General features: G+C 46.7%; 17 protein-coding genes. 5 read left to right on the top strand and 12 right to left on the bottom strand.

All coding sequences use genetic code 11. The features are described 5' to 3' along the window. Nucleotides 1-256: 256 nt before the first annotated feature. The 12 genes from H9L05_RS00600 to H9L05_RS00540 all read right to left on the bottom strand — a co-directional run bounded on the left by H9L05_RS00600 (nt 257) and on the right by H9L05_RS00540 (nt 17682). Complete coding sequence (locus H9L05_RS00600; RefSeq protein WP_187732601.1) at nt 257-3028, bottom strand: Ig-like domain-containing protein; 2772 nt, start codon at nt 3026-3028, stop codon at nt 257-259. 1033 nt (nt 3029-4061) lie between these two features. Beyond that, the gene (locus tag H9L05_RS00595; RefSeq protein WP_187732600.1) at nt 4062-4898 is read right to left on the bottom strand and encodes a glycosyltransferase family 2 protein; all 837 of its coding nucleotides are present in this window, start codon (nt 4896-4898) and stop codon (nt 4062-4064) included. Nucleotides 4899-4937: 39 nt separating this feature from the next. Then, nucleotides 4938-6038 carry a glycosyltransferase gene (locus tag H9L05_RS00590; protein WP_187732599.1) on the bottom strand — a complete coding sequence of 367 codons (1101 nt, stop codon included), beginning with the start codon at nt 6036-6038 and terminating at the stop codon, nt 4938-4940. Nucleotides 6039-6271: 233 nt separating this feature from the next. Beyond that, nucleotides 6272-7225 (bottom strand): glycosyltransferase family 2 protein, encoded by a 954-nt coding sequence (locus H9L05_RS00585; protein ID WP_187732598.1) that lies wholly within the window; start codon nt 7223-7225, stop codon nt 6272-6274. Between the two features lie 3 nt (nt 7226-7228). Next, nucleotides 7229-8551 carry an O-antigen ligase family protein gene (locus H9L05_RS00580; RefSeq protein ID WP_187732597.1) on the bottom strand — a complete coding sequence of 441 codons (1323 nt, stop codon included), beginning with the start codon at nt 8549-8551 and terminating at the stop codon, nt 7229-7231. Between the two features lie 23 nt (nt 8552-8574). Then, nucleotides 8575-9657 carry a glycosyltransferase family 4 protein gene (locus tag H9L05_RS22835; protein WP_223284875.1) on the bottom strand — a complete coding sequence of 361 codons (1083 nt, stop codon included), beginning with the start codon at nt 9655-9657 and terminating at the stop codon, nt 8575-8577. A gap of 261 nt (nt 9658-9918) precedes the next feature. Continuing rightward, a complete protein-coding gene (locus tag H9L05_RS00565; RefSeq protein ID WP_187732595.1) occupies nt 9919-10755 on the bottom strand; it encodes a hypothetical protein in 837 nt (278 codons plus the stop codon). Nucleotides 10756-10975: 220 nt separating this feature from the next. Beyond that, nucleotides 10976-11668, bottom strand: a complete 693-nt coding sequence (locus tag H9L05_RS00560; RefSeq protein ID WP_187732594.1) for a hypothetical protein — start codon at nt 11666-11668, stop codon at nt 10976-10978. Nucleotides 11669-11777: 109 nt separating this feature from the next. Then, nucleotides 11778-14357, bottom strand: coding sequence for an oligosaccharide flippase family protein (locus tag H9L05_RS00555; RefSeq protein WP_187732593.1), 2580 nt, complete (start codon nt 14355-14357; stop codon nt 11778-11780). A gap of 56 nt (nt 14358-14413) precedes the next feature. Next, nucleotides 14414-16279 carry a polysaccharide biosynthesis tyrosine autokinase gene (locus H9L05_RS00550; RefSeq protein WP_187732592.1) on the bottom strand — a complete coding sequence of 622 codons (1866 nt, stop codon included), beginning with the start codon at nt 16277-16279 and terminating at the stop codon, nt 14414-14416. Between the two features lie 83 nt (nt 16280-16362). Further along, nucleotides 16363-16797, bottom strand: coding sequence for a Wzz/FepE/Etk N-terminal domain-containing protein (locus H9L05_RS00545; protein ID WP_187732591.1), 435 nt, complete (start codon nt 16795-16797; stop codon nt 16363-16365). Nucleotides 16798-16899: 102 nt separating this feature from the next. Further along, on the bottom strand, nt 16900-17682 hold the full coding sequence (locus H9L05_RS00540) for a polysaccharide biosynthesis/export family protein (RefSeq protein WP_223284642.1): 783 nt from the start codon (nt 17680-17682) through the stop codon (nt 16900-16902). A 316-nt stretch (nt 17683-17998) separates the two neighbouring features. Between H9L05_RS00540 and H9L05_RS00535 the strand changes: the two genes are divergently transcribed. The 5 genes from H9L05_RS00535 (at nt 17999) to H9L05_RS00525 (ending at nt 21984) form a co-directional block, all read left to right on the top strand. Then, nucleotides 17999-18676 (top strand): response regulator transcription factor, encoded by a 678-nt coding sequence (locus H9L05_RS00535; protein WP_187732590.1) that lies wholly within the window; start codon nt 17999-18001, stop codon nt 18674-18676. A 99-nt stretch (nt 18677-18775) separates the two neighbouring features. Continuing rightward, complete coding sequence (locus tag H9L05_RS22830) at nt 18776-19282, top strand: hypothetical protein (protein WP_223284641.1); 507 nt, start codon at nt 18776-18778, stop codon at nt 19280-19282. Nucleotides 19283-19296: 14 nt separating this feature from the next. Continuing rightward, nucleotides 19297-20193, top strand: coding sequence for a sensor histidine kinase (locus tag H9L05_RS22825; RefSeq protein ID WP_223284640.1), 897 nt, complete (start codon nt 19297-19299; stop codon nt 20191-20193). 172 nt (nt 20194-20365) lie between these two features. Then, entirely contained in the window at nt 20366-20596 is a 231-nt protein-coding gene (locus H9L05_RS25610) for a SulP family inorganic anion transporter (protein WP_317175206.1), read from the top strand. Then, nucleotides 20509-21984 carry a SulP family inorganic anion transporter gene (locus H9L05_RS00525; protein WP_317175052.1) on the top strand — a complete coding sequence of 492 codons (1476 nt, stop codon included), beginning with the start codon at nt 20509-20511 and terminating at the stop codon, nt 21982-21984. The genes H9L05_RS25610 and H9L05_RS00525 overlap by 88 nt, the downstream gene beginning before the upstream one ends. Nucleotides 21985-22053 lie beyond the last annotated feature (69 nt).

Here is a 22053-nt window from a genome sequence, read left to right as displayed (position 1 = left end):
GACAGTTAAACAGATATGCCTTAGCGATTTATGCTGCATGGTTACAAGAGCTTCAGAAAATGATTTTATGAATTTAACTCGTCAAAATGCATATAACGGGCTTGTACATTCGGATAAAAATTCAGTTATATAGTTCTGCCTGCTAAGCCTATTCGAATCATAACCGTAATCTCATTTGCCGTCCACACATGGTAGGTATCAAACAGAAAAGCCCGACCATTTAGGTCAGGCTTTTCTGTTTGATGAGGAAAGAAAGTCACTTGGTCAATTTGATTGTTTTGCCTGACAAACTTCCTGACATGAACATCAAGTAGTATCGGCCGGTAGGCAGATTTAGAGAACTCATGTCGATACTGCTTTGAGCAACGCCCGCACTGAAGTTAATGCTCCGTTTCTCAATTAGGCGACCAACTTGATTAAAGAGCGCAACATTCATCGTTTCAGCCGTTTTCAGCTGGGTTTGAATAGTTACTACATCTTCAAAAGGATTAGGAAATGATTGGGTAGAAACCGAGTTCGTAGTAGCTAGAGTAGTTGGTGTGCTGCTCGGAACTGGTGTACTGCCGGGAGTGGTCCAAACCTCGATACCGGAGATGTTGGCATCGCCACCAGAACTCGCTAGTCGAATAAATCCATCAGAAACCGTAACCGCTAAAGGACCTATTTTATCCCAATTGCCAGCTGTACCACTATTATAATTAGTTAAGACAGTCTTATTGTTGAGTGCTAAGCTGAAACGCTCTGGTTTGTTGTCTTCCCATACATACACATATATGTTATAGACTCCGTTAGGCACATTAGCCAGTTGCACTTTTACGTTTTTGCCCCCCACTGATGAGCGAATCATCTGCGCACGAGTAGCATCAGGGTTCGACCGCAGCTTGACATTTTGGTTAGAGAATAAAGTGCCGCTGATCTGCAGATTAGTTGCTCCAGTACTGGCTTCCCATTTATTACCGTCCAGTGTAATTGCCCCACCATTGATATTTATCGCCCGATATAGCTGCGCTATGGCAGGAGCGGGTGTTGGTGTCGGCGTTGGGGCAGGTGCCGGGGTAGGAGTAGGTGCCGGAGTAGGAGTAGGTTCTGGCGTAGGCGCCGGGGCAGGATTGACGGTGACGGTGACCGTGGCGCTTGTGGTGGTAGCCCCGGCATTGTCGGTGGCGCGGGCCGTGAAGGCGACCGTGCCGGCCGTGGCGGCAGTCCAGTTGAGCTGATACGGGGCGGCGGTTACTTCCCCGAGCTTGGCGCTGCCCTGAAAGAACTCCACCTTCTGCACCGAGCCATCGCTATCCGTGGCCGTGGCCGTCAGCAGCTGGGTCTGGCCCAGCGGCAAGGCCAGGTTATTGGTGGGCGCCATCAGCGCTATGCTCGGGGCCACATTCGGTGCGGGCGTAGGAGCTGGAGCGGGGGCTGGCGCAAGAGTAGATTTCCATAGTTCTACCCCTGAGATATTTGCGTTGTCAGTACCTGTAGCATTAATGCTCAACTGACCATTGGTAACTGCCGCCGCATATGGTCCTAAGCGAGTCCAGCTACCAGCTAACCCACTCACAACATCACTCTGAACTAATTGGCCTTGTACACTGACGTTGAAACGTATGGAGAAATTATCTTCCCATATGTATAAGTATACGAAATAGTTACCGTTAGAAACATTCGAAAACTCAATACCTGCATTCCGGCTTCCGATTGATGAGCGAATCATCTGAGTGCGTTCCGCATCAGTTGATGGATTGAGCGTAACGTTCTGGTTTGAGAAGTACTCTCCTTCAATATTTACATTAGCTGCGCTGCTGCTGGCTTCCCACTTATTGCCATCAAGTGTGAGGGAGTTACCATTAATATTAATTCCCCGATAAAAAGCAGCATTGGCTGGAGCCGTGGGCGCAGGTGCAAAAATGGGCGCCGGGGTGGGGGCTGGTTCCGGGGCAGGATTGACGGTGACGGTGACCGTGGCGCTTGTGGTGGTAGCCCCGGCATTGTCGGTGGCGCGGGCCGTGAAGGCGACCGTGCCGGCCGTGGCGGCAGTCCAGTTGAGCTGATACGGGGCGGCGGTTACTTCCCCGAGCTTGGCGCTGCCCTGAAAGAACTCCACCTTCTGCACCGAGCCATCGCTATCCGTGGCCGTGGCCGTCAGCAGCTGGGTCTGGCCCAGCGGCAAGGCCAGGTTATTGGTGGGCGCCATCAGCGCTATGCTCGGGGCCACATTCGGTGCGGGCGTAGGGGCTTTTACAATTAGCCCAGGCGTTATATTCTGGCTCTTAATCTTCTCTAGCCAAGAAGTCCACTCTGCTTGTTCAGTCTGAAGAGTAACAGGGTTAGGTAGTGCGGTATTATTCTTACTGTAGTGAATGTTGCGGAACCACAAATCATTTCTATCCTCCCAATGACCTTTTTTTACATAGCCAACCTGATTGTCGTGTGCTGAGATATTGAAGAAGTAAGCATCAGTATCAATACTGGTCGTACTATTCCAAGTGTAAATGCCTACATTAGAGGAGTATAAATATTGATCTCCAATATAACCGCTAGATACTACACGGTTGTTGTAGATCTCAATATCATGGCCGTTTGCGACAGCAATACCATAATTACATACTCCTACCACTTGGTTATTGTAGCATTTGACAAAGCCACTAGATTCAGCTAGGGACGTTGGATCTCCATCACCGAGCATGATTCCTCCACCTGAATAGCTGTTTGCAGTGGCAGGTATAGGATAGGCTCCCTTAATATAGTTGTCGTGTACTAAGAAAGGGCTATCGGCAGTACCATTCGACTTATAAAAGTTGATATTATCCTCAACGCTACTTTCGTTAGGAGTATTAATGATTTCGTTCCAAGCAATCTCAACTCCGCGTAGGCCTTGTAAGCCATTAAATTGTACAAACTGCACAAACTCTTTACCACCGTTGCGGTACCGGCCATCAATATTACGTGCTTGATTATAGAGTACTTTAATAGTTTGCTTACTGCTCCGGTCCCCTACGTAACTAGCTAAGTAGATACCAGAGGTTTGCTCCATATAGTTGTGCTCTAAGTGGGCATTTTTGAAATTGCTTGCATCAAAAAAGCGCCCTTGCCGCACATTGTCCATAGAAGGCTTTAGACCAAGACCACGTGTATTACGAATAGTAACATCGTTGTTCTGATGGTGTGCTCTTATCAGGATGCCCGCGCTTTGAATATTTGAGTTCTCAATAATCACTGGCTCCGACGTCTCGATAGAGATAGCAGGTGTCCTAGAGTCTAGGCTCCGCCAGTTTCCACTGTATGTTCCGCCTCTGGTAATGGAGATCGGGCCACTATAAATAACCTCAGTGGATTGTGCCCAGGTTGGTAAGGAACCCGGACTTAGCATCAATAGCAGTACGAATGCAGAGGACAGCCAATTGATGAAAGCTTTAGAGTAGAATCGCTTCATTAGTTTGAGTTTAATTTATCTCCAGATGTTTCGTTCAAAATGTAAGTTAGAGAGGATTGAGCCTCACCGAATGTTATACAAAATCTAATTGAAATGCCCCTTTGCAAGATTTATAGAATTGTACCATGCTTATCATAAGTAGGTATACATAGTAAATATTCTTATAGTAGTAGAAAGAGGTAAATGCTGTCATTTATATTTATTCAGTCAGTTATGAACAACCATTTTATAAATATAAATGATAGAAACCCTGTTTTGCAATAATAAGGCCGATATTTTTTGAACATTTTTGGTGATTAATTAAGAGAATTGCATCTACATACTTGGAAATATTAAAATTTTATGTTGAGATCCGGTTTATTTACCGATCATATATAATAAGTACAAAATTATTTTTTTATGAACATTCCAATAATAGTGTGTATTGAGTTTTGCATGGCTAAATATGTAGTATCTGTATTTATTAATATAATTATTAGCTGATGACTGTATGGTATTTTAGATGTTAAGTGCCAAGAATTTGAAAATAGACTGATAAGCAGGAAAAAAAGCCCCCACAGGCTACACTGTATTTTGTAATACAGTGTAGCCTGTGGGGGCTTTTTTTCCTGCTTATCAGGTTTAAAACCCTGCGTTAGAGCCAGTATCCGAGAATTCTGCGCATATATCCGTTAGCCAAGAAAAGCGGAAGATAAAGCGGTGGGCAGTTACGCCGGGCAAACTGAGTAAAGTCGCGCAAGTTGGCCCCGCCTCTGATACTGAATAAGTGGTTATAATAATTTCTCAAGCTCTTTCGCTTACGATTATGCTGGTCACCGCTTTCTTCAGGATACGTACCCAAACGAGCGTCAAAGTTTAAGTAAACCTCAAAGCCAGCTAGACGAGCTTGGTGCGTAAAATCATAATCAGCATAGTAATGCGGAAGAATATCAGCCGCAAACAAACCAATCCGATCAAATACGACACGCGGAATTAGTAAGCCGCGTCCAGGTAAGTTTTGACTAGGCCACTGCCCCCGACGCTGATCCGGAGCCACGTCATCTAGTAGGCGCCGAAAGCTGCCAGTGCGCCAGTTCAGCCAGCCTCCGCTATAGATAGGCTCTTGTGTTACAGCATCTAACTCATACGCTCCATAAAGCGCAGGTGGGCGGCTATTTGCCGCCTTCATCATGTTGGCTACAAAATCAGGATAGACGACAACATCATTATTCATCGTCATCAGCCAAGTGGCTCCTTGATCCAAGGCATAACGCAAGCCTAGATTTACACCAGCAGTCCAAAATAAAGATCCGGTGCCGGTAAGCACTTTCACTTCAGGGTACTTGTCATTTAATGCGGCCGCAGTACCGTCTGTAGAACCATCGTCTACTATCACTACCTTAAAATCTTGATCAGTCTGCTTACGTAGTGAGTCTAGGCACGCTAAAGTGAACGAGAGGCGATTGAAAACGGGAATAACAATGTGAAGCATAGTAGAAGCAAACGAGGGAAGACAGGCTTATCAAGCCAACTAATTCTGTATAGTTGACTGAATTAGTAAAGCATCTTTTTTAACTGAAGATCCATAAAGACGTAACAGTTTAGAAAGAGAGTCGTGCATAGAATAGTGCTGCTGAACAAATGCACGGCCAGCTTTGCCATAACGTTGGCGAAGGATAGGTTGCTCAATCAATTCCTGCAAAGCATCTGTGAATGCTTCAGTAGTCGTAGGAACACAGCGGCCTGTTTGACCTTCAATTACCAAGTCGCGCTGCCCATATACATCAAATACCACGGCGGGTATGCCACAACTTAATGCTTCAAGGAGCGAGATGCTTAGTCCCTCAAACAAGGAGGGCATTGCATAAATATCAGCAGCTAATAGAGCTTGACGCACGTTATGCGTTTGGCCCACGAACTTTACAGCATCGCTTACTCCTAGCTGGTGTGCTTGCTGCTGCTCCGCTGCGTGGGTAATTCCTTCGCCTACATGTAGATAAATCAACTGTTGGGCTACCCTTGGTCGTAAGGCTTTCAATGCCTCTAAAACGACTTTATGATTCTTAATAGCAGAGCAGCCACCTACTGATATTATAACTACGGCATCCGTGGGAATAGCGAAATGCTGACGCGCTTCTGCTCGTTCTGCTGCGTTATGGGCAGGTATGAAACGCTGCTCGTCTAGCCAATTAGGTACCAGAACAGTAGGATTATAATAAGTGTGGGCTTCAACTTGAGCTACTGAAGGGCCGATAGCGGTGAAAGTAGCTCCGAATAAGCGTCGTGCTATCCAGCGGTAAGTGCTACGACGCCAGCGTACTTGACCACGGAAGACAAAGTTATTGTGTATAGTAGACACAAGGCGAGGGACACGTGCTAATCGTGCTACTAGGAGATACCAAAAAAAATTTTGTTCAGTATGATTATGGACTACCGAAAACTGGTGTTGCCTTAAAAAGCAGTATAAGCGCCATAAATGCACTATTGACCAATTGTTATAAGGTCGGTGATGTACTATGAACCCTGCATCTCGCAAAGTAGGAGCATAGTCACCTACTACGGCGCCGTCGGCCAGCATATGCTGTTCAAAACCCTGAGCTTGTATAGTGGGAGCTGCCAGCCGAAGCATCACTTCAGCACCACTAAAGCATAGAGAATGTAAAATATGGAGTATTTTCGGTGCAGGGAGAGTAGGGGGAGCATGTTATGCAGTAGGCTAAATGCTCAAAACAATAAGGAGCTTTAAACAAAAAATATCGTAATCTGATGGACACACCATATTAGCTATCTCCTTCCTCTAATCAATAGTAATTATTTTACTTTGTAGTAACAGTTGCATTATAGTTATATACAACATCGTCATGCTTATAATAAAGTAGTAACGGAACGCAAGCGAGCCAATATCTTATTGCGAAGTGTACTACGTAGCTCCCGATAGTCTGAAACGGTGTCACGAATTACAAAGCTAGGATGCCGCAAGGGCAAAGGGATTTGCTCAGTTGGTAGATTAGCTAATGGGTGGGAAGTATTTACTGTATGAGTGGCGTCCTCTCCAAAGCCAATATTACTAATTAGGTTTACGGCAGGCATGATACTTAGGCCTGATTGAATAAGTAGCGCAAAAGACCATTGGTAATCCCAAGTATCAAGCTTACCTGTGTGTGTCGCCCATAATGGACGTAACAACATGCGCGCTTCTAAGGGATTAAAGAAATGCCGCCATAAATAGTTTTTGCTATGAATTTCGGGCAGCAAGGGGGTAGCAACATTATAGTGCTGCCACGCCCGACGCCAACTAGCCCATCCCCAAATAGCAGAATGGCGAGAGAAATAATAAGAGTAATCAGGGTCCTTGACCCAACCCCGCATGATGTTGCTGCCATTTATGTGCATTACTCGTGTATCATCACGGTAGTGGTCAAGCAATTCTTCGCAGTAAGAAAAGAAGGAGGGGTGGGGTAAGCAATCATCCTCTAAAATGATACCTGCTTCCTCGTGTTGAAAAAACCAATCAATGGCAGTACTCACTGCTCGACGGCACCCAAGATTCTGATCCCGAAAAAGTGTTTTTACTGTACAAGGCCAATCTACGCCTGTTTCTATCAGACGACGCACCGTATCACAGGCAATCGCCTCGCTTGGCCGATCCGCCCGGGCACCGTCAGCGGCAATATATAAACGGGGTGGACGTGCAGCACGAATGGCAGCCAGCACACGCTCCGTTACATCCGGGCGGTTGAAGACCAAAAACAAAACTGCCGTACGAGGTATTGAACCGTTCGTCGCATCGGTAGAACCAGTTGAAGCGTTGACGAGCATGAATTAAGCTGATAGGGGAACGGCTGGGGTACTCTGAGAAGGACTACTGACAGAGGTAGAAATCTGATTTTCAGATGTAGTATTAGAGGCAAGTTCAGCTAAGGTCATTATGCGATTAAAGGCGAAACCAGCTAAGCCATAAAAGTATGGAGGTAGACTGTACGAATAGCCATATACCAAACTAGTCCCTAAGAAAAGGCTCCATGTTAGGGTTTCAGGGTCCATGCCAGGGCCTTTTAGCAGTTGTAAAAGCGCGTATAACTGAGGCATGGATAAAAGTATTAATCCTATTATCCCGAGATAGAACAGAGCATCGATGTAGAAACTATGTAAAAAGTGACCATGGCCATCAGGGAATACTACCAGGGTTGGTTGGTCAGGATCATAGAATTGAATAGGTAGCTCGAATCCTTTAAACCGCATTCCGGCTATTGGATTATCAACAATAAAAGGCCAGTAAGACTTTGCCTGTGCGGCTCGCCATCCTCCTGTACCTTGCTTATCGTAATTTTCAATGTCAGCTATATTCGAGGATATCTTGGCTAGTACCTTAGGATTTGATACTGCCAACGTAGTCAGCGTTAAGAGTAAGAATATGATAGGAATGCCTATTAGAGGTAATAAAGCCTTGAAACTTAGACGATGCCTAGCTGCACGAATTAACAGAGCAACATTAATAGTTAAAGTAAGAACGGATACAACCCAGACGGTTCGGTGCTGAAAAAATAGGATGGCAGTTGCAACCACAAAAAACAGTACTAGTTGTAATAGTTTGCGCGTTTGCAGGTATGTATTAAAGTGGTAGAGCAAGGGTAAAACCAATAGATAAACAGACGACGCCACCAATCCTCGCTCGTGATTGACAAAAGCTCCCATACTGAGAGCCTCAGGATTGAAAAGGCTCACATTAAGAATTAGAGCTACCCAGATCATTTTTATCAGATCTGCTAGTGTAATACGTCCAATTATTCTGTATACCCCATACATAGCAGGTAAGGTAAACAGCACCAATATTTTCTGAAACACATGCGGATATACCGCTGGTACACCATAACGTAAGTACGATTCGGCCATCAGAAAGGCTACACCTGCTAGGGCACACCAGAATACGTAGCGAGCTATCCCGGTCAGGTACTTATACAAAAGAATACTTAGAGGCACGCAACCGGCAATAACTAAAGCAGGATACCCATCAAGTGGCGATGGAGCCGAAGTTCCAAACTCATCCACCTCTATGCGCCCAGTAATCAGAGTTGAGAAAATAACGTCTAATATTAATATAGCCAACAGTGGAATAGCGTATAAAAGTCGATAACGTAGCTTCATAGTGGTAGCTGTAATCAGCGAGACTAGTAAGACAATGTAGATACAGCCTGGGGGGCAATTTGACCAAGTATCCGGCGGTATTGCTGTTCATAGGCCGCAGTAACGATAGGTATCGAAAACCTCTCCTGCACAGTTGTGATTCCTTCTCTACTTAGTTTTTCATACAGCTGGGGCTGAGTCAGTAAATGACACAAAGCATCCGCTATTGCTGCAGGCGAATTGATATCGGTAAGTATTCCATGCTTTCCATAATCAAGTACCCAAGGAACTGCTCCCGATTTAGCTCCTGCTATTACTGGAACCCCAGCCTGCATTGCTTCTACTAAGGTCATTCCAAAAGATTCTTCACGTGATGGATGAAGCATTACGTCGAAATCAGGCAAAAGGGTAATTATTTCATTGTGTGTAGCTTTCCCTGCAAAGTGTACACCTTCAGCTACCCCATGTGCTTTAGCCCATTGATGAGCTTGTCCATTTAAACCATAGTTGGGGCCATACAGCCAATACTCAACGTCTGAACCCAGACGTTGGCGCACCTCGCGAAATGCAAGTAGGGCTGTGTCTACATTCTTCAATGACGACCATTCCGCTTGCATTGAGATAATACGCCGTCGGGGACCAGTTGGAAATGAACGAGGGCCTCCTGGAGCTGGGCGAACCGCATTAGGCACTACGATTGGATGGCGATTCTTACTCTTTAGTGCCTCAGCTATATACGGTGAGACAGCAGTGAAATTCTTTCCCCAACGTAAGATCCGTAGTTTAAGCAAGAGACGAACCACCCGATAAGCATCAGGGACATACCGTAAAACCACCCATGGATTGTCATGGAGAGTGATTAGATGAGGATAACCACTCATCAGTGCTCCTAATGCGAATTCATAAGCCCAGTGGGCATGAACAATTTCTGGCTTATCCTGATGAATAAACCGGGCTAATTCCTTCCCTTCCTGCCTAAACAGATCTGGACAACGCTGACGTGCACGCGGCCGAAAATGGCCCAGATAAATTGTCAGCTGAGAACCACGTAGTACTACTGGAGTTGTAACCTTTGGATCTAATGAATAAACAGATACTTGGTGACCAGCTTCGAGTAATCCCTGGATTAATGGAGTGATGGCACTGCCCCCATACCACTAGGGATAACAGCATCAGCGACATCTAAGTAAGGCCGTAATGCATCAACATCTATAGGGGTAGAAAGTCCGATTCTCATCGCAGGACACGTCAATAGTAAAAGGTTCAGCTAGCAGGAGCAGATCGATTGAGAAACCGCTTTGCAATTATTAATAGCCGTGGAAGTTTGGTAGCCAAGGTGAGAAGACGACGTGGTCGCCAAACAGGATGCGGAACCCCGAGGTAGCTACCTAAGTAGTCTGCCAGTGCTTCGGGGGCAATTTCCAGAATTGGGAATCACGATTCACTACTCTGCGACTAAGCACAGGCAAACCCTGTGTTTTCTCATTAGGAAGGTGCCACAGCGAAAGTGACGCATCTGAAGGGCGCACATTTGTATTCCTGTAGCTAGTCCAAATACGTCGAATATAAGGGCTGGCGTCGGCCCAAGGACGAGGCAGACGGTTGTACACGAAACTACTTATGTACTCATCACCATCAAAGATGTTGCGGTTATTGCGAAAAGTGGGTGGAGAAGTAGGATAATCTCGTACTATTTGATCCCAATTTTTGCTAAGTTCCTGTATCACCTCTGCTAAACGCTCACGGCTACCACCAATGATTTCACCCCCAAAGTGGATTGGTGAAGCGACTGGATAGTCCGGATCGAGTTCTCGGTATAAGTCGCCCATATCGCGGCGGCTTAGTCCATGTATTTTCGTGTCAGGCAATGATTTAGGCTCTGCATCTAAGAGCAAAAGAACATCACTCTGTACTAAACGGGTAAGCGTTGGATCGGGCCGAGTCCAAACACAATCTGAATCTAGGAGCAGACTATATTGCCCCGCATCCGGATGAGACAAAGCGCGAAGCACATCGAGCTTGTAAAAAGCGTTTCGGAATTCTGTAGTGAAGTGCTCTGGAGGTCGAAACGCTTCAAAGGCTAGCAGTTTAATTTCTACTCCTATAGTATTTAAGAACTCGCGAAAGTCAACGCCGTTCCATGTAGCTAATTCCTGATCGTTTGTGTAAAGGATGTGTTTAGCTTTTGGATTGCAGCGAATAGATGTTGCAAAAAATACGGCCACACACTGCCAGTACACTTGTCGCCGCTTACTAGCGCTTATATTTAATAACTGTGGATACAGTGATCCTGGCGTTGTGGTATCGTCTACGCAAAGACTAGTAACAATATTCATCATATTCTAGACTTAACAACTGACACCAGCTTTTTAAATGAAAGCTCCTTCGGTGGATCTACGTCGTCAATACCGGGCGCATAAAAGCCCCGAAGAGAATAATCAACCTCTATCCCTCTGCCGCAAACAATTCTACTACTGCATCCCGGTGCCATTTGCCCCTGTAAATTCCTGTGACAGGAGCAAATGGCATAATGGCGCGGTCAGGATAAGAATAAAGATCACGATTAATAGTGTAGAAGCGCTCCTTAGTAGGTTTGACCCGGCGGTTGACGTAAAACTCTGTCTGCCATGGATTTTCATGAGCGCGAAAATAGCGTGCTATGCGCCTGATATTCCACATTGAAGCCATCGCACTAAATAAATACGAATCAGAATGATCAACCTCCCACAAGTCAGGGAATTCACTTTGATGAAATGGACCTTGATTTCCACTTTCTACCAAGCCTATATAGGTCATTTGGTGTTCAAGCATGGTATCTGCAAACTTTTGTACCTTTCCTTCCGATACAAAATGGTCTAGAAACATGTCCTCATGTAAATACACGACGATATCTGTATCAATTTGCTTAAAAGCTTCTAGCAAACGCTCGCCATGGGGGGTATTAGCGCTTCCTGTAAAGCGCGCTACCCGCGTACATGTAATATCTAGCCCAGGAAAGGAGAAGTCTTTAGTTTCAGTGCTAAGGAATATTCTACCTTGATAATGCGGCCAGTATTTTTTGAACAGAGTAAAAAAGGGCACCCAACAATCGGAGTAGCTATCAGTGCTGCTAATCAGAACAGAGTAATTAGGTTTCATTAAGTACAACAAATTAAAGTTATAGCCCTAAGCATACAGGCTTACTGAAGAACAGGTGCAAACCCTGACACTTGAGGCGCTAGAGTTGGTAGGCGCGCTAATACATCTGCTACCGAAATCGTACCGGAAGCAGTTTTGCCCTGAACCTGCCCACATGTAGCATAGCTATAATCAAACCCAAGCTGAATGGCCAAGCGTGCATAACAGTCATTGAAATAACCATTTGGAAACACCTCCAGTACCCGAAGCCCTTTGGGGACCAAGTTATATTACTAAGTCCCGCACCATGAAGAGCAACTACTGTTCTAGCTTGACTAAATAAATTTATCTGCTCTGCAAAGCTTAATTTCTCGCAGTAGACTATTTCGTATCCCCGTTCACGCAGAGCATTTTCAAGTTCTACTTCGTTGGCCATAGCTCTTCTAGGTGCATAACGCCGTGAAATATAAATATCACGATGGCCAGAAGGCAACTGTTCGTAGTTCGGAATATAGGTAGTTCGCAGTATATCCACTGCTATGGGAGGCACAAAGCCTGCATCAACCTCGGTTTGCAACAGGAGCAAATTGGGGATGCGCACAGGCTCGTCAGCTACAATAGTTTTTTGACTAAAGCTGTCGCCTAGTCGCAACGCTAATGCTTGACGTACAAATACAGGGTAATGTGTGGGAACCAGAATTCGCACATCAGGAGCTATCTCCAATGCGGTAAGCAGGTTGGGGAGGGTCTCGAAAAGCCAGTGAAAATATGGAGAAGGTGCAGCTGCTACTACTAAGCCGGTCTCAGTGAGTTGAGTAGGACGGCGTGTGTGTAGCAAGTGTAAGTGTGGCATTATATTGCCCCAGCCCATAAGTCGGCGTACATCACCAATGCTTTCAGATAATACGTAGTCAACGTTTGGAAGCCAGGTCAGCCCGTTGGCGGGAGCTACGCATACATCGCAAAGCCAATATGCCAGCCGTGCTTCAAATGATTTATGACGTCGGAAGTAGGGCGGATAATGTTCAGGAAAACTATAGTATTGAGTAGTAGGTAATGACAAGGTGCGCATCGTGCGCACATGTGGCTTAACAGCCTCCCAACCCCACACTTCTTCCAAAGAACGCAAAGCGGTACCAGGCAAGTTACCTACTATAGAGCCTAAAAGCTTGCGTTGAATTACCTGAGCTAACCGTAGCCGTACTTTAGCCACCGTCAAGCGCATCTGGCTAAAAGGACGGGCATGTCGTAAAAAGCTAAGCTTGCTCAATACGTGCTCATCGAGTTGCATGCGGATAGGACGATTGATGCCAACCGTTAGCATCCCAATTAGTAAAAATGCACAAAGCAATATATGAGCCAGCAATTGCACCAAGGCTGGTACTCCCGAACCTGTAAAGAGTACTGTGAGCCCATAAGAAGCTGATCCTACCACTAAGGCAGTTACAACAGCTGGTAAGTAAGTCGATACAATATCGAATAAAGAGTAACTTAGAAGACGCCTACCTGCTACTAGATAAGCTATATGACGTAGTACCTCCCCCACTAACATAGCCCCCGTCAGCCCTATCAGCCCGAATCGACTAGCATAGATCATTAGCAATGCCTGAACTACTACATAACTGCCTTGTAAACCCAACTTGAAGTTGAGATCTGCCAGTGATTCAAATAAAATGCCTCCAAAAGTAGAAAGCATGTTTAGCCCTACAACAAAGGCTACGATCTTAACGATAGGAATTGCTTCCAGCCATTGATCACCGAGCATTACCCGAACCAAAGGTTCGGCTGTAGTGGCTATTCCCACACATGTAGGTAATACTATGTAGCTAGTAAGAGAAAGGGTAGTTAGATAAGACTGGCATAATTGCTTACGATCATTTTGTAGTGTACTGAAGGCTGGCAATAATACCCGCGCTATGCTCGTCGTCATGTTGTGCACGGGTAAATACACCAGCATAAATGCCCTGTTATAAATACCAACCATGCGCACACCCAGCAATCGGCCAATGAATAACTGGTCCAGATTGGCCCCAAGGAATTCCAGAAAGCTTATAACTGAAACTTTACCACCAAAGGCAAATAGTGGTTTAAAAACACTCCAATTAAAAAGTGGGCGTATGCTATGACGGACGTTCCAATAAGCCAGTATACCTAATAAGATGCCTTGAGTAATCGTTGCTCCCAGCAAACTCCAGACACCATGACCCCGAAACGCCATTCCTAAGCCTACACCGCCATAAGAAATTATATAGGAAGCGACCTCGATTTTGCTGAGTGTCTCGAAGGCCATACGACGCTTGAGCAGGCTAACAGCCGTAGCCGATAGGCCAGTAATTAACAAGCTTACCGCCATTACCTGTAGAATTGGTACGACGTGGGGGTTCTTAAAATAGAGTGGGACTAAAGGAGCAGCAAACCAGAGTATTGTAGTACAAGTAATTCCTAGCAGAACCGAAACTGTAAAGGCTACCCGTACATCATCATCGCTTAACTCGGTACGTTGAATTAGGGCTTGTTCCAAGCCCATTTGAGCGAAATAGCTGCCGAAGCTTAATACAACTCCAGCCATACCAACTAAGCCAAAATCGGCCGGAGTAAGCAAGCGCGACATTAAGGCACTGTAGCCTACCTGCATCGCGGCAATCGCGAAGGTGGCCGTCGTGGTCCATTTAATGCTGTGCAGGATACGTGAGGATAGATTCTGGCTCATTGACACAGGAAATCTTGGAGCAAAACTGTCAAGCTCGACAGTTACGCATGGCGAATTTAAGCTGTGTAGTAAGCCGATTCGCGCTTATAGCGGTACTCGTAAGTAGATGAGAAATTAACGCCGTTCAGTAATACATAAAGCTGCTGGTTGCCGGTTTGGCGTTGAGCCAAATCCTGTACTTGCGATAGCATATTGCGCTGTGTATAACGATGACGAACTACAAAGATCGTTACATCTGTGTATTGATTCAGAATATAATACTCCGATACGAGGCCCAAAGGAGGAGCATCCACAATTACATAATCATATGATTTACGCAACTCAGCTATCAGTGTAGCCATGCGTGGCATTTCCAGCAGCTCCAACGCATTCTCAGGTATGGGGCCCGCAGCTAGAATCGTCAGGTTAGGAATATCAGGCTGCTGTATGGCTTCAGCCAAAGAGCATTCTCCATTCAAGTAAGAAGACAAGCCTGCATGACGGGAGTCGAAACCAAAGTAGCCCGCTACAGTAGGCTTACGCATATCCGTCTCGATCAGAATAGTGCGTTTGCCGGAAAGAGCTAATTCGGCAGCCAAATTGGTGCAGCAAAATGTCTTGCCTTCACCGGAAGTCGAGGAGGTAAAGCCAATAACACGTCGATCAGGGCCAGCCGCTACATATTGCAGATTTACACGCACAGTCCGGAATGATTCTGTAACAGCGGAGCGCGGCATCTCCATCCGGGCCAACCGGATTTTACGACCAGCATCGGCTATCAGACCCAGGAATGGAGCATTTGTAACGCGCTTGAGCTCATCAGCACTTTGAACAGTTTGAGCGGTGCGGTCGCGCAACAGAAGAAAGCCAGCAGGAAGCATTAGCCCAGCCAATACGGCAAACATGTACAATTGTTTGCCTTTGGGACTTTCCGGGGTACTATCAGACAATTGAGCGCGGTCTACTATTTTCTTGTCGCTCACGTTCGTCGCCAGCATCAAGGCTGCCTCTGTCCGCTTCTGCATTAGGAAGTTATAGTTCTGATCATTCAGAGTGCTTTGGGTGCGTAAACGAGCCATCTGCCGCTCATTTTCCGGCATCTGATTAATGGCCGTTTTGATGGAAGCCAAGCGATTGGTTATATCAGCAAGTGTTGCATCGGAAGAGCGTATCAGGCCTCCAAGACTGCGCTGGAGTGACTGCCGACGGCTTTGGATTCGGCTGTCTAATGCCTGCAATACTGGGTTATCATCATTCGCACTTACAGCCAAACCAGCACGCTGGCTGGTAAGCTGTGCCAAGTCGCTAAGTTGGTTATCGAGTACTGGGTCATTAACGCCTGCGCTTGCCCATGTGCTAACTGCCTCTTCACTCGAATTAGTACGAAGAGCGCTTAAAACGCTTTCATATGTGCGCCGGGTAGCCAATAATTGGGCCTTCTGGCTCTCTAACTCGCTAATCTTACCTATGCCTGAGCTTGATTGAACGCCAACGTCAACCATGCCGCGCGAAGCTCTGAAGGAGGCAAGCGCGGCTTCTGAACGCCGTAGAGAATCGGCAACCTTCGTAATCTGTGACTCGATGAACTCAAAGGTCTTGCTGCCTTTTCGGTTTTTATCAACCAGATCATTGAGCACATACGTTTCCATGAGGGTATTCAGGAAGCGCGTTTCCTTACTTGCTACAGATCCTTTACTGGTGAGCCGTAGTACTCGAGCAAAACGCTCCGTAGGCTCTACAATCAACTTGCCCTGATATTCACCAACCAACGCATCCGGATGATTAATAACGAAATAGCGCTTAGCTACCTTGGGTAACGACCTAACGGAATCGGTTGGTGTGATGGTAAGAGTTAAGTGTGGCGTGCGTAACAGTTGACCGGGACGTACTACTTCGTTAATAGTAAAGTCGTCGATGGTTTCCAGCACGGTACCCGTGCGCATATCCGTTAGGTATGCTTTATCTGCCTCGCCCTGAATATGATAAAATCCATCGGGGCGCAGCTCCAGAAATAGAGACACTCCGGTTACCTGGGGGCAATTGTATCAAGCTTTACTGTATAGCCGGCATCCTGATAATGCTCCTGGATTTTTAAGTCGCCAAGCTTATTGAGAAATGAGTTGGTAACGTCAAAATAAGATACTTCAAAGTCAAGCTTTTTGAGGGTTTGCTGTACCAGCGAAGCAGAGGAAAGCACACTTATCTCATCTTCGACACTGGTTAGGTTATTCAGGCTTTCAGTAGGTGTAAGCCTTTCCTGAACATTGCGCGAGCCGGGCGTCGCCCGATCGGCCAGCTGAATGGTGGAGTGAAAACGGTATACTGGTGACGTGGTCTGAACCTTGAGCCAAGTCGCAGCCAGCAACACGATTGGTATAATGACGAAAAGATACCAATAGCGACCAAATTTGAAGAGCAAATTGCTCAGGTTCAGCTCATCCGAAGATTCCTGCTTGTTCATCTGGGTAACTGAAAAGGGAAAAGCCTGCGTTTATATACAAGGTACGTACTATGGGTTTATGCCGCTATAGTTCAGCAGAGCATAGGCTGTCGTAAGCTTATATTACCTGTTCGCAGATATAATTAAGTTTGTTATTACGGCTATTGTAGTTAAGCCCGCGAATACCAGGCTTAGGTTGGTGAGGTTAGCCCGTTGGGTGAGCGCAGACTCTGGCTCGACATATACTGCATCGTTTGGCTGCAGGTAGTAGTATGGTGAGGAAAGCAAATTCGGTTTGGTAAGGTTCAGCAATACTACTTCTGAGCCTGTTGGGGTCTGACGGATCAATTTAACGTTGCGACGGTTGCCTAACGGGGTAAGATCACCGGCGAGGCCCAAGGCTTCCAATATGGTAGCCTGTGGGTTTTGGATAAAGAAGTAGCCAGGATTGCGGACCTCACCCAATACGGTGATTTTAAAGCTGACCAATTTAACCGAAGCAGTTGCGCCCCGTACATAGTTATTTACGGCATTCTGGATGACGCGCTGGGCTTCTGATACCGTAAGCCCTCGAACAGGCAGTCGACCAGCAGTGGGTAGCGTAATATTGCCCCCCGCATCAACAACATAACCGTTTGTATACTGGGAGCCAGGGTCACCGTTGATAAAGTTTCCTTGGCCCGTATTCAGATTAAACACCTGTGTCAGTTCGGGCTGTGCGCTTTGCACCGTAATGTTCAGTACATCATTTGTCGCAAGCTTGTACTCTTGACGCTCATTGGTTATTGCTTTGGCTTGAGTGCCGGAATAATCGGAGTCCTGTAAATAGCTGATGTCCTTGGTTGAAACACAGGATGTTATGCCGCTAAGTAGTAGTATGGCAAACGCGTAGAGGGGACGGATCATAAAAAAAGTGGTGTGTTCTAGAGGAGGGACAGTGAATAAGAATGAAAGTCAGGAGCAAAAAGCAGGCGAAACTGTAAAAATGACAAGCTTATTTAGTACTATATAGTAAAAGTAATTCGCATTCTATTCTATATCAAGAAATAGTTAAATATTTATAATAAAATTTTGTACTTAACAATTCCGGGTAGTTACGGATTTACATCACTAAAGTTTTTTGGCTTTGATAAGAAGCGGGTCAGAAGCAGCTTTCCACCATTCAATAAGAGCCACTTGGGGGCAAATCTTTGTTCCTGAAAGGCGGTTCGTATACTTGTCTATGAAAATTTTGTTGGTAGAAGATGAGCCTAAAGTTGCGGCCTTCTTACAAAAAGGCTTAACTGAGCAGCAGCATACCGTAGAGGTAGCAACCGACGGTCCAACTGGTTTGCGACGGGCTTTGGCTGAGCCTTACGATCTGCTGATTCTGGATAATCTGCTGCCTGGCCTCAACGGCTTAGACGTGTGTCGGCAGGTGCGCACCCAAAATTCTGCGGTTCCTATTCTGATGCTGACGGCGCTGGGCGAAACGGATGATAAGATTCGGGGGCTTGATGCCGGCGCCGACGACTATCTGGTGAAGCCCTTTGCCTTTCAGGAGTTGCTGGCGCGGATTCGGGCCTTAGTGCGGCGGCGCCACGAGAGCCCATCACCGGAAATTGTTCTGCGCCTAGCCGATCTGACTTTGGATCCGGGCCGCAAGCTGGTGCAGCGCGCCAGCCAGACTATTCAGTTAACGGCCCGTGAGTTTGCTTTGCTGGAATACCTGCTCCGCAACCAGGAGCGGGTGGTGTCGCGGGTCGATATTCTGGAGCAGGTTTGGGAAACATCCTTTGATACAGGGTCCAACGTTATTGACGTGTATATCAACTTCCTGCGCAAGAAAATTGACAAGGATTTTTCTCCCAAGCTTATTCACACGTTGGTAGGAATGGGCTATGTAATGAAGGAAGAATAGGGTGGGGGCTTTTTTGTGCTGGCTGCGTACCTGTCAGTGGCCGTAAGCAACAGAATTGTGCCCTTAGCACAGCAGTAGTGCATCATTTAGTATTCTCTTATGACCATTCGGACGCGTCTGGCGCTACAGTTTGCTGCCATTCTGGCCGTCACTCTGATGGTGTTTTCGCTAGTGATATACTATTTCACCTACCAATCACGCCAGGAGTTTTTTACGGCTAACCTACTGGCCCGCACCCGAGTGGTAGCTCACGTCTATCTGGATGGCACCAACCGGAGCGACGAAGCTAGCCGAGCTTCTTACCGGCGATATCTGCGTCAGTTTTATCGTACGCTACCCGAGGAAGAAGCCCGCGTGTACAATGCTGCAAACGAAGTGGTATTTCAGGAAGGGGAGGGACGTCTCGATTCAATACCGCTGAAAATGCTAGCCGAAGTACGTGCAAAGCGGCAGGTTATAATTAAAGATAAAGACTTGCGCCAGACCATTGGCGTTCTTTATCATGATGCCCAGCGTGGTGATTTTGTAGTAGTGGCCTCTTCCCTCGATGCCGACAGTAGGCGGCAGTTGCGTAGCTTGAGGCGCCGGTTACTGGGGGCTTTTTAGCCTCGTTGAGCATAGTGGGGCTTGGTGGTTGGTTTTTTGCCCGTCAGGCATTGCGGCCGATGCAGCGTATTGTGCAGGAGGTAGATACCATCACCGCCTCCGACTTGCATCGGCGCTTGTCGCAGGCTGATGGCCAAGATGAAGTGTCCCACTTAGCACAACGCTTCAATAGCTTACTCAATAGACTCGAAACAGCTTTTGCAGGGCAGAAAAACTTTGTTCGCGACGCTTCCCACGAGCTCCGAACACCGCTGGCTGCCCTCATGGGTGAGCTGGAGGTTGCTTTGCTGCAGAAACGAACTCCTGAAGAGTACCGCCGCACCTTAAGCAGCACACTCGATGCGGCCCGCCTGCTCAGCAACCTTACCAATGGCCTGCTCCAGATAGCGCGTGCCTCTGATGACCCGTCGCAAATTACGCTTGGCTTGGTCCGGCTGGATGAGCTGTTGCTGCAGGCCCATGAGGAAATGCAGCGCCGCCAGCCTACCTGTCGCATCGACTTGGCCTTTCATGAGAATGGCAAAGCGGAACAAGACACCGTATTTGAAGTACGCGGCAACGAAGCTTTGCTGCTGGCCGCTATTCTCAACGTATTAGAGAATGCCTGTAAGTTTTCCCGCGATTCCAAAAAGCCTATTATGGCAACCCTCAGCTCTAACGAAAAACGTGTTATGCTTGAGGTACTGGATTATGGCTTGGGCATGAATGAGGCTGACCGTCAGCAAGTATTCGTGCCATTCTTCCGGGCCGAAACGGTACGTAATGTTCCAGGCCATGGTATTGGCTTGCCGCTTACTGCCAAAATAATGGGTTTGCACTGCGGCTCGGTGCAGGTTGAAAGTCAACTGAATATCGGAACGCGAGTAATATTAGAATGGCCTATTGCCTCCCAAATGAGAGTAAAAGCATAACGAGTGGAACTGACCGAATTAAGACACTGGGTTTTTAACCTTATTTTAATTCTATTTTAACCGAGTCTTAACGACTAAGGAATAGGTTTGTATCGTATCTAGTAGCTAAAGCAGCAATATTTGCTGTCTGCTGTTGGGCTGTTGTTTTAATTACAACGCATCCTCCTCCTCCATGCCACAAGTTGCTTCTTCCACTCCCCATGTAGTGCCGCCTACATCTCCTACGGAGGTGCAGATACCGCCTACTAATTATCTCAAAACGTTAAGTAAAGACATCCCATCGGGCCTGGTCGTGTTTCTGGTAGCACTGCCGCTGTGTTTGGGAATCTCTCTAGCCTCGAATGCTCCCTTGCTATCAGGGATTATTACGGGTATTGTGGGGGCGTTGTGGTTTCCTGGCTGAGTGGTTCCCAATTAAGTGTGAGCGGTCCGGCCGCTGGTCTTACAGCCATTATGATAATGGCCATTAGCACGCTAGGCTCGTTTGAAGCCGTGCTGACCGCAACAGTAATTGCTGGTGTTCTACAGCTTATTCTCGGCTTTGCGAAGGCGGGCATTATCGGCATGTACTTCCCCACATCTGTTATTCGGGGCATGCTGGCTGCTATTGGTGTGATTCTGATTCTGAAGCAGATACCACACTTCTTAGGAGCTGATAGCGACTATTTTGAGGATCTGGACTTTCTTCAGTTTAATGGCCAAAATACTTTCACGGCAATCGGGGCGGCTCTAACGTCGATCAATGTCGGCGCGGCTATAATTGGTATCACTTCCCTGCTTATTCTAATTGCCTGGGGTTCTAAGGCCCTGCGTCGCTTGTCATTTGTACGCATGATTCCGGGTGCCCTGATTGTAGTTATAGTATCGATAGCAATAAACCAATTGCTGGGTGTAGTGGCTCCTGAACTAAAGGTGCAAGCTGCTCACTTGGTTAATCTTCCTGTTATCAGCTCATTTAGCGATGTGGTAGGCATCCTGCGCTTCCCAGATTGGAGCGCGCTATCTAATAGTTCTACTTATGTTGTCGCCATTACCATTGCTATCGTAGCTTCTTTGGAGACCTTGCTTAGCGTAGAAGCGGTTGATAAACTGGATCCGCACAAGCGCCACACTCCTCAAAACCGAGAGTTGAAAGCACAAGGGGTGGGTAACCTTATAAGCGGAATGATCGGTGGTCTGCCACTGACGGCTGTTATCGTGCGTAGCTCAGCCAATATCGATGCTGGGGGGCAAACTAAGGTGTCGGCATTTTTTCATGGCTTGTTATTGCTAGCCAGTTTGCTGTTCCTGGCTGACTTCCTCAATGAGATTCCGCTGTCAGCGTTGGCTGCTGTCCTGTTGATGGTAGGTTTTAAGCTAACCAAGCCGGCTTTGTATACCAGTCAGTGGCGCTTAGGATTAGCCCAATTCCTGCCGTTTATCGTAACAATTGTTGCTATTCTTTTCACCGACCTTCTAAAGGGTGTGTGCATCGGTCTGGCCGTGGGAGTGTTCTATATTCTGAAGGCTAACCTTGAGTCGGCTTACTTTTACCATCATGAGCCAAGCCAGGATCCTGACACGGTTCACATTAAGCTATCGGAGCACGTTTCTTTCCTGAATAAAGCGAGTATTGTTACCACTTTGGACAGAATTCCGGCGGGTAAGCACGTTATTCTGGATGGCACTGAATCATCGTATATTGACTATGATGTGCTCGAAGCCATTCAGAATTACCGAATTACGGCGGCTGAGCGTGATATCAAACTCGAACTCCGTGATATTCCTGAGGTAAGCCTGATCGCGCACTAATTTTAATTCCACCCTACACCCCCCAACACCGTCTTCCCGGCTAGTGTTGGCCTCACTAAGTCCTTATAC

The sequence above is a fragment of the Hymenobacter qilianensis genome (genome assembly GCF_014489555.1).
GTDB lineage: Bacteria > Bacteroidota > Bacteroidia > Cytophagales > Hymenobacteraceae > Hymenobacter > Hymenobacter qilianensis.
Note: the sequence above shows the minus strand (reverse complement) of the source record. Positions and strands in the feature narration are given on the sequence as shown.

What these genes read in the sequence shown, in the direction of transcription:
- H9L05_RS00585 (WP_187732598.1), bottom strand. Translation starts at nt 7,225, where the DNA reads ATGCTCGTCAACGCTTCAACTGGTTCTACCGATGCGACGAACGGTTCA.
- H9L05_RS00545 (WP_187732591.1), bottom strand. Translation starts at nt 16,797, where the DNA reads ATGAACAAGCAGGAATCTTCGGATGAGCTGAACCTGAGCAATTTGCTC.
- H9L05_RS00550 (WP_187732592.1), bottom strand. Translation starts at nt 16,279, where the DNA reads ATGCGCACGGGTACCGTGCTGGAAACCATCGACGACTTTACTATTAAC.
- H9L05_RS00540 (WP_223284642.1), bottom strand. Translation starts at nt 17,682, where the DNA reads ATGATCCGTCCCCTCTACGCGTTTGCCATACTACTACTTAGCGGCATA.
- H9L05_RS00535 (WP_187732590.1), top strand. Translation starts at nt 17,999, where the DNA reads ATGAAAATTTTGTTGGTAGAAGATGAGCCTAAAGTTGCGGCCTTCTTA.
- H9L05_RS00560 (WP_187732594.1), bottom strand. Translation starts at nt 11,668, where the DNA reads ATGAAACCTAATTACTCTGTTCTGATTAGCAGCACTGATAGCTACTCC.
- H9L05_RS25610 (WP_317175206.1), top strand. Translation starts at nt 20,366, where the DNA reads ATGCCACAAGTTGCTTCTTCCACTCCCCATGTAGTGCCGCCTACATCT.
- H9L05_RS00555 (WP_187732593.1), bottom strand. Translation starts at nt 14,357, where the DNA reads ATGAGCCAGAATCTATCCTCACGTATCCTGCACAGCATTAAATGGACC.
- H9L05_RS00595 (WP_187732600.1), bottom strand. Translation starts at nt 4,898, where the DNA reads ATGCTTCACATTGTTATTCCCGTTTTCAATCGCCTCTCGTTCACTTTA.
- H9L05_RS00580 (WP_187732597.1), bottom strand. Translation starts at nt 8,551, where the DNA reads ATGAAGCTACGTTATCGACTTTTATACGCTATTCCACTGTTGGCTATA.
- H9L05_RS00600 (WP_187732601.1), bottom strand. Translation starts at nt 3,028, where the DNA reads ATGGAGCAAACCTCTGGTATCTACTTAGCTAGTTACGTAGGGGACCGG.
- H9L05_RS22830 (WP_223284641.1), top strand. Translation starts at nt 18,776, where the DNA reads ATGACCATTCGGACGCGTCTGGCGCTACAGTTTGCTGCCATTCTGGCC.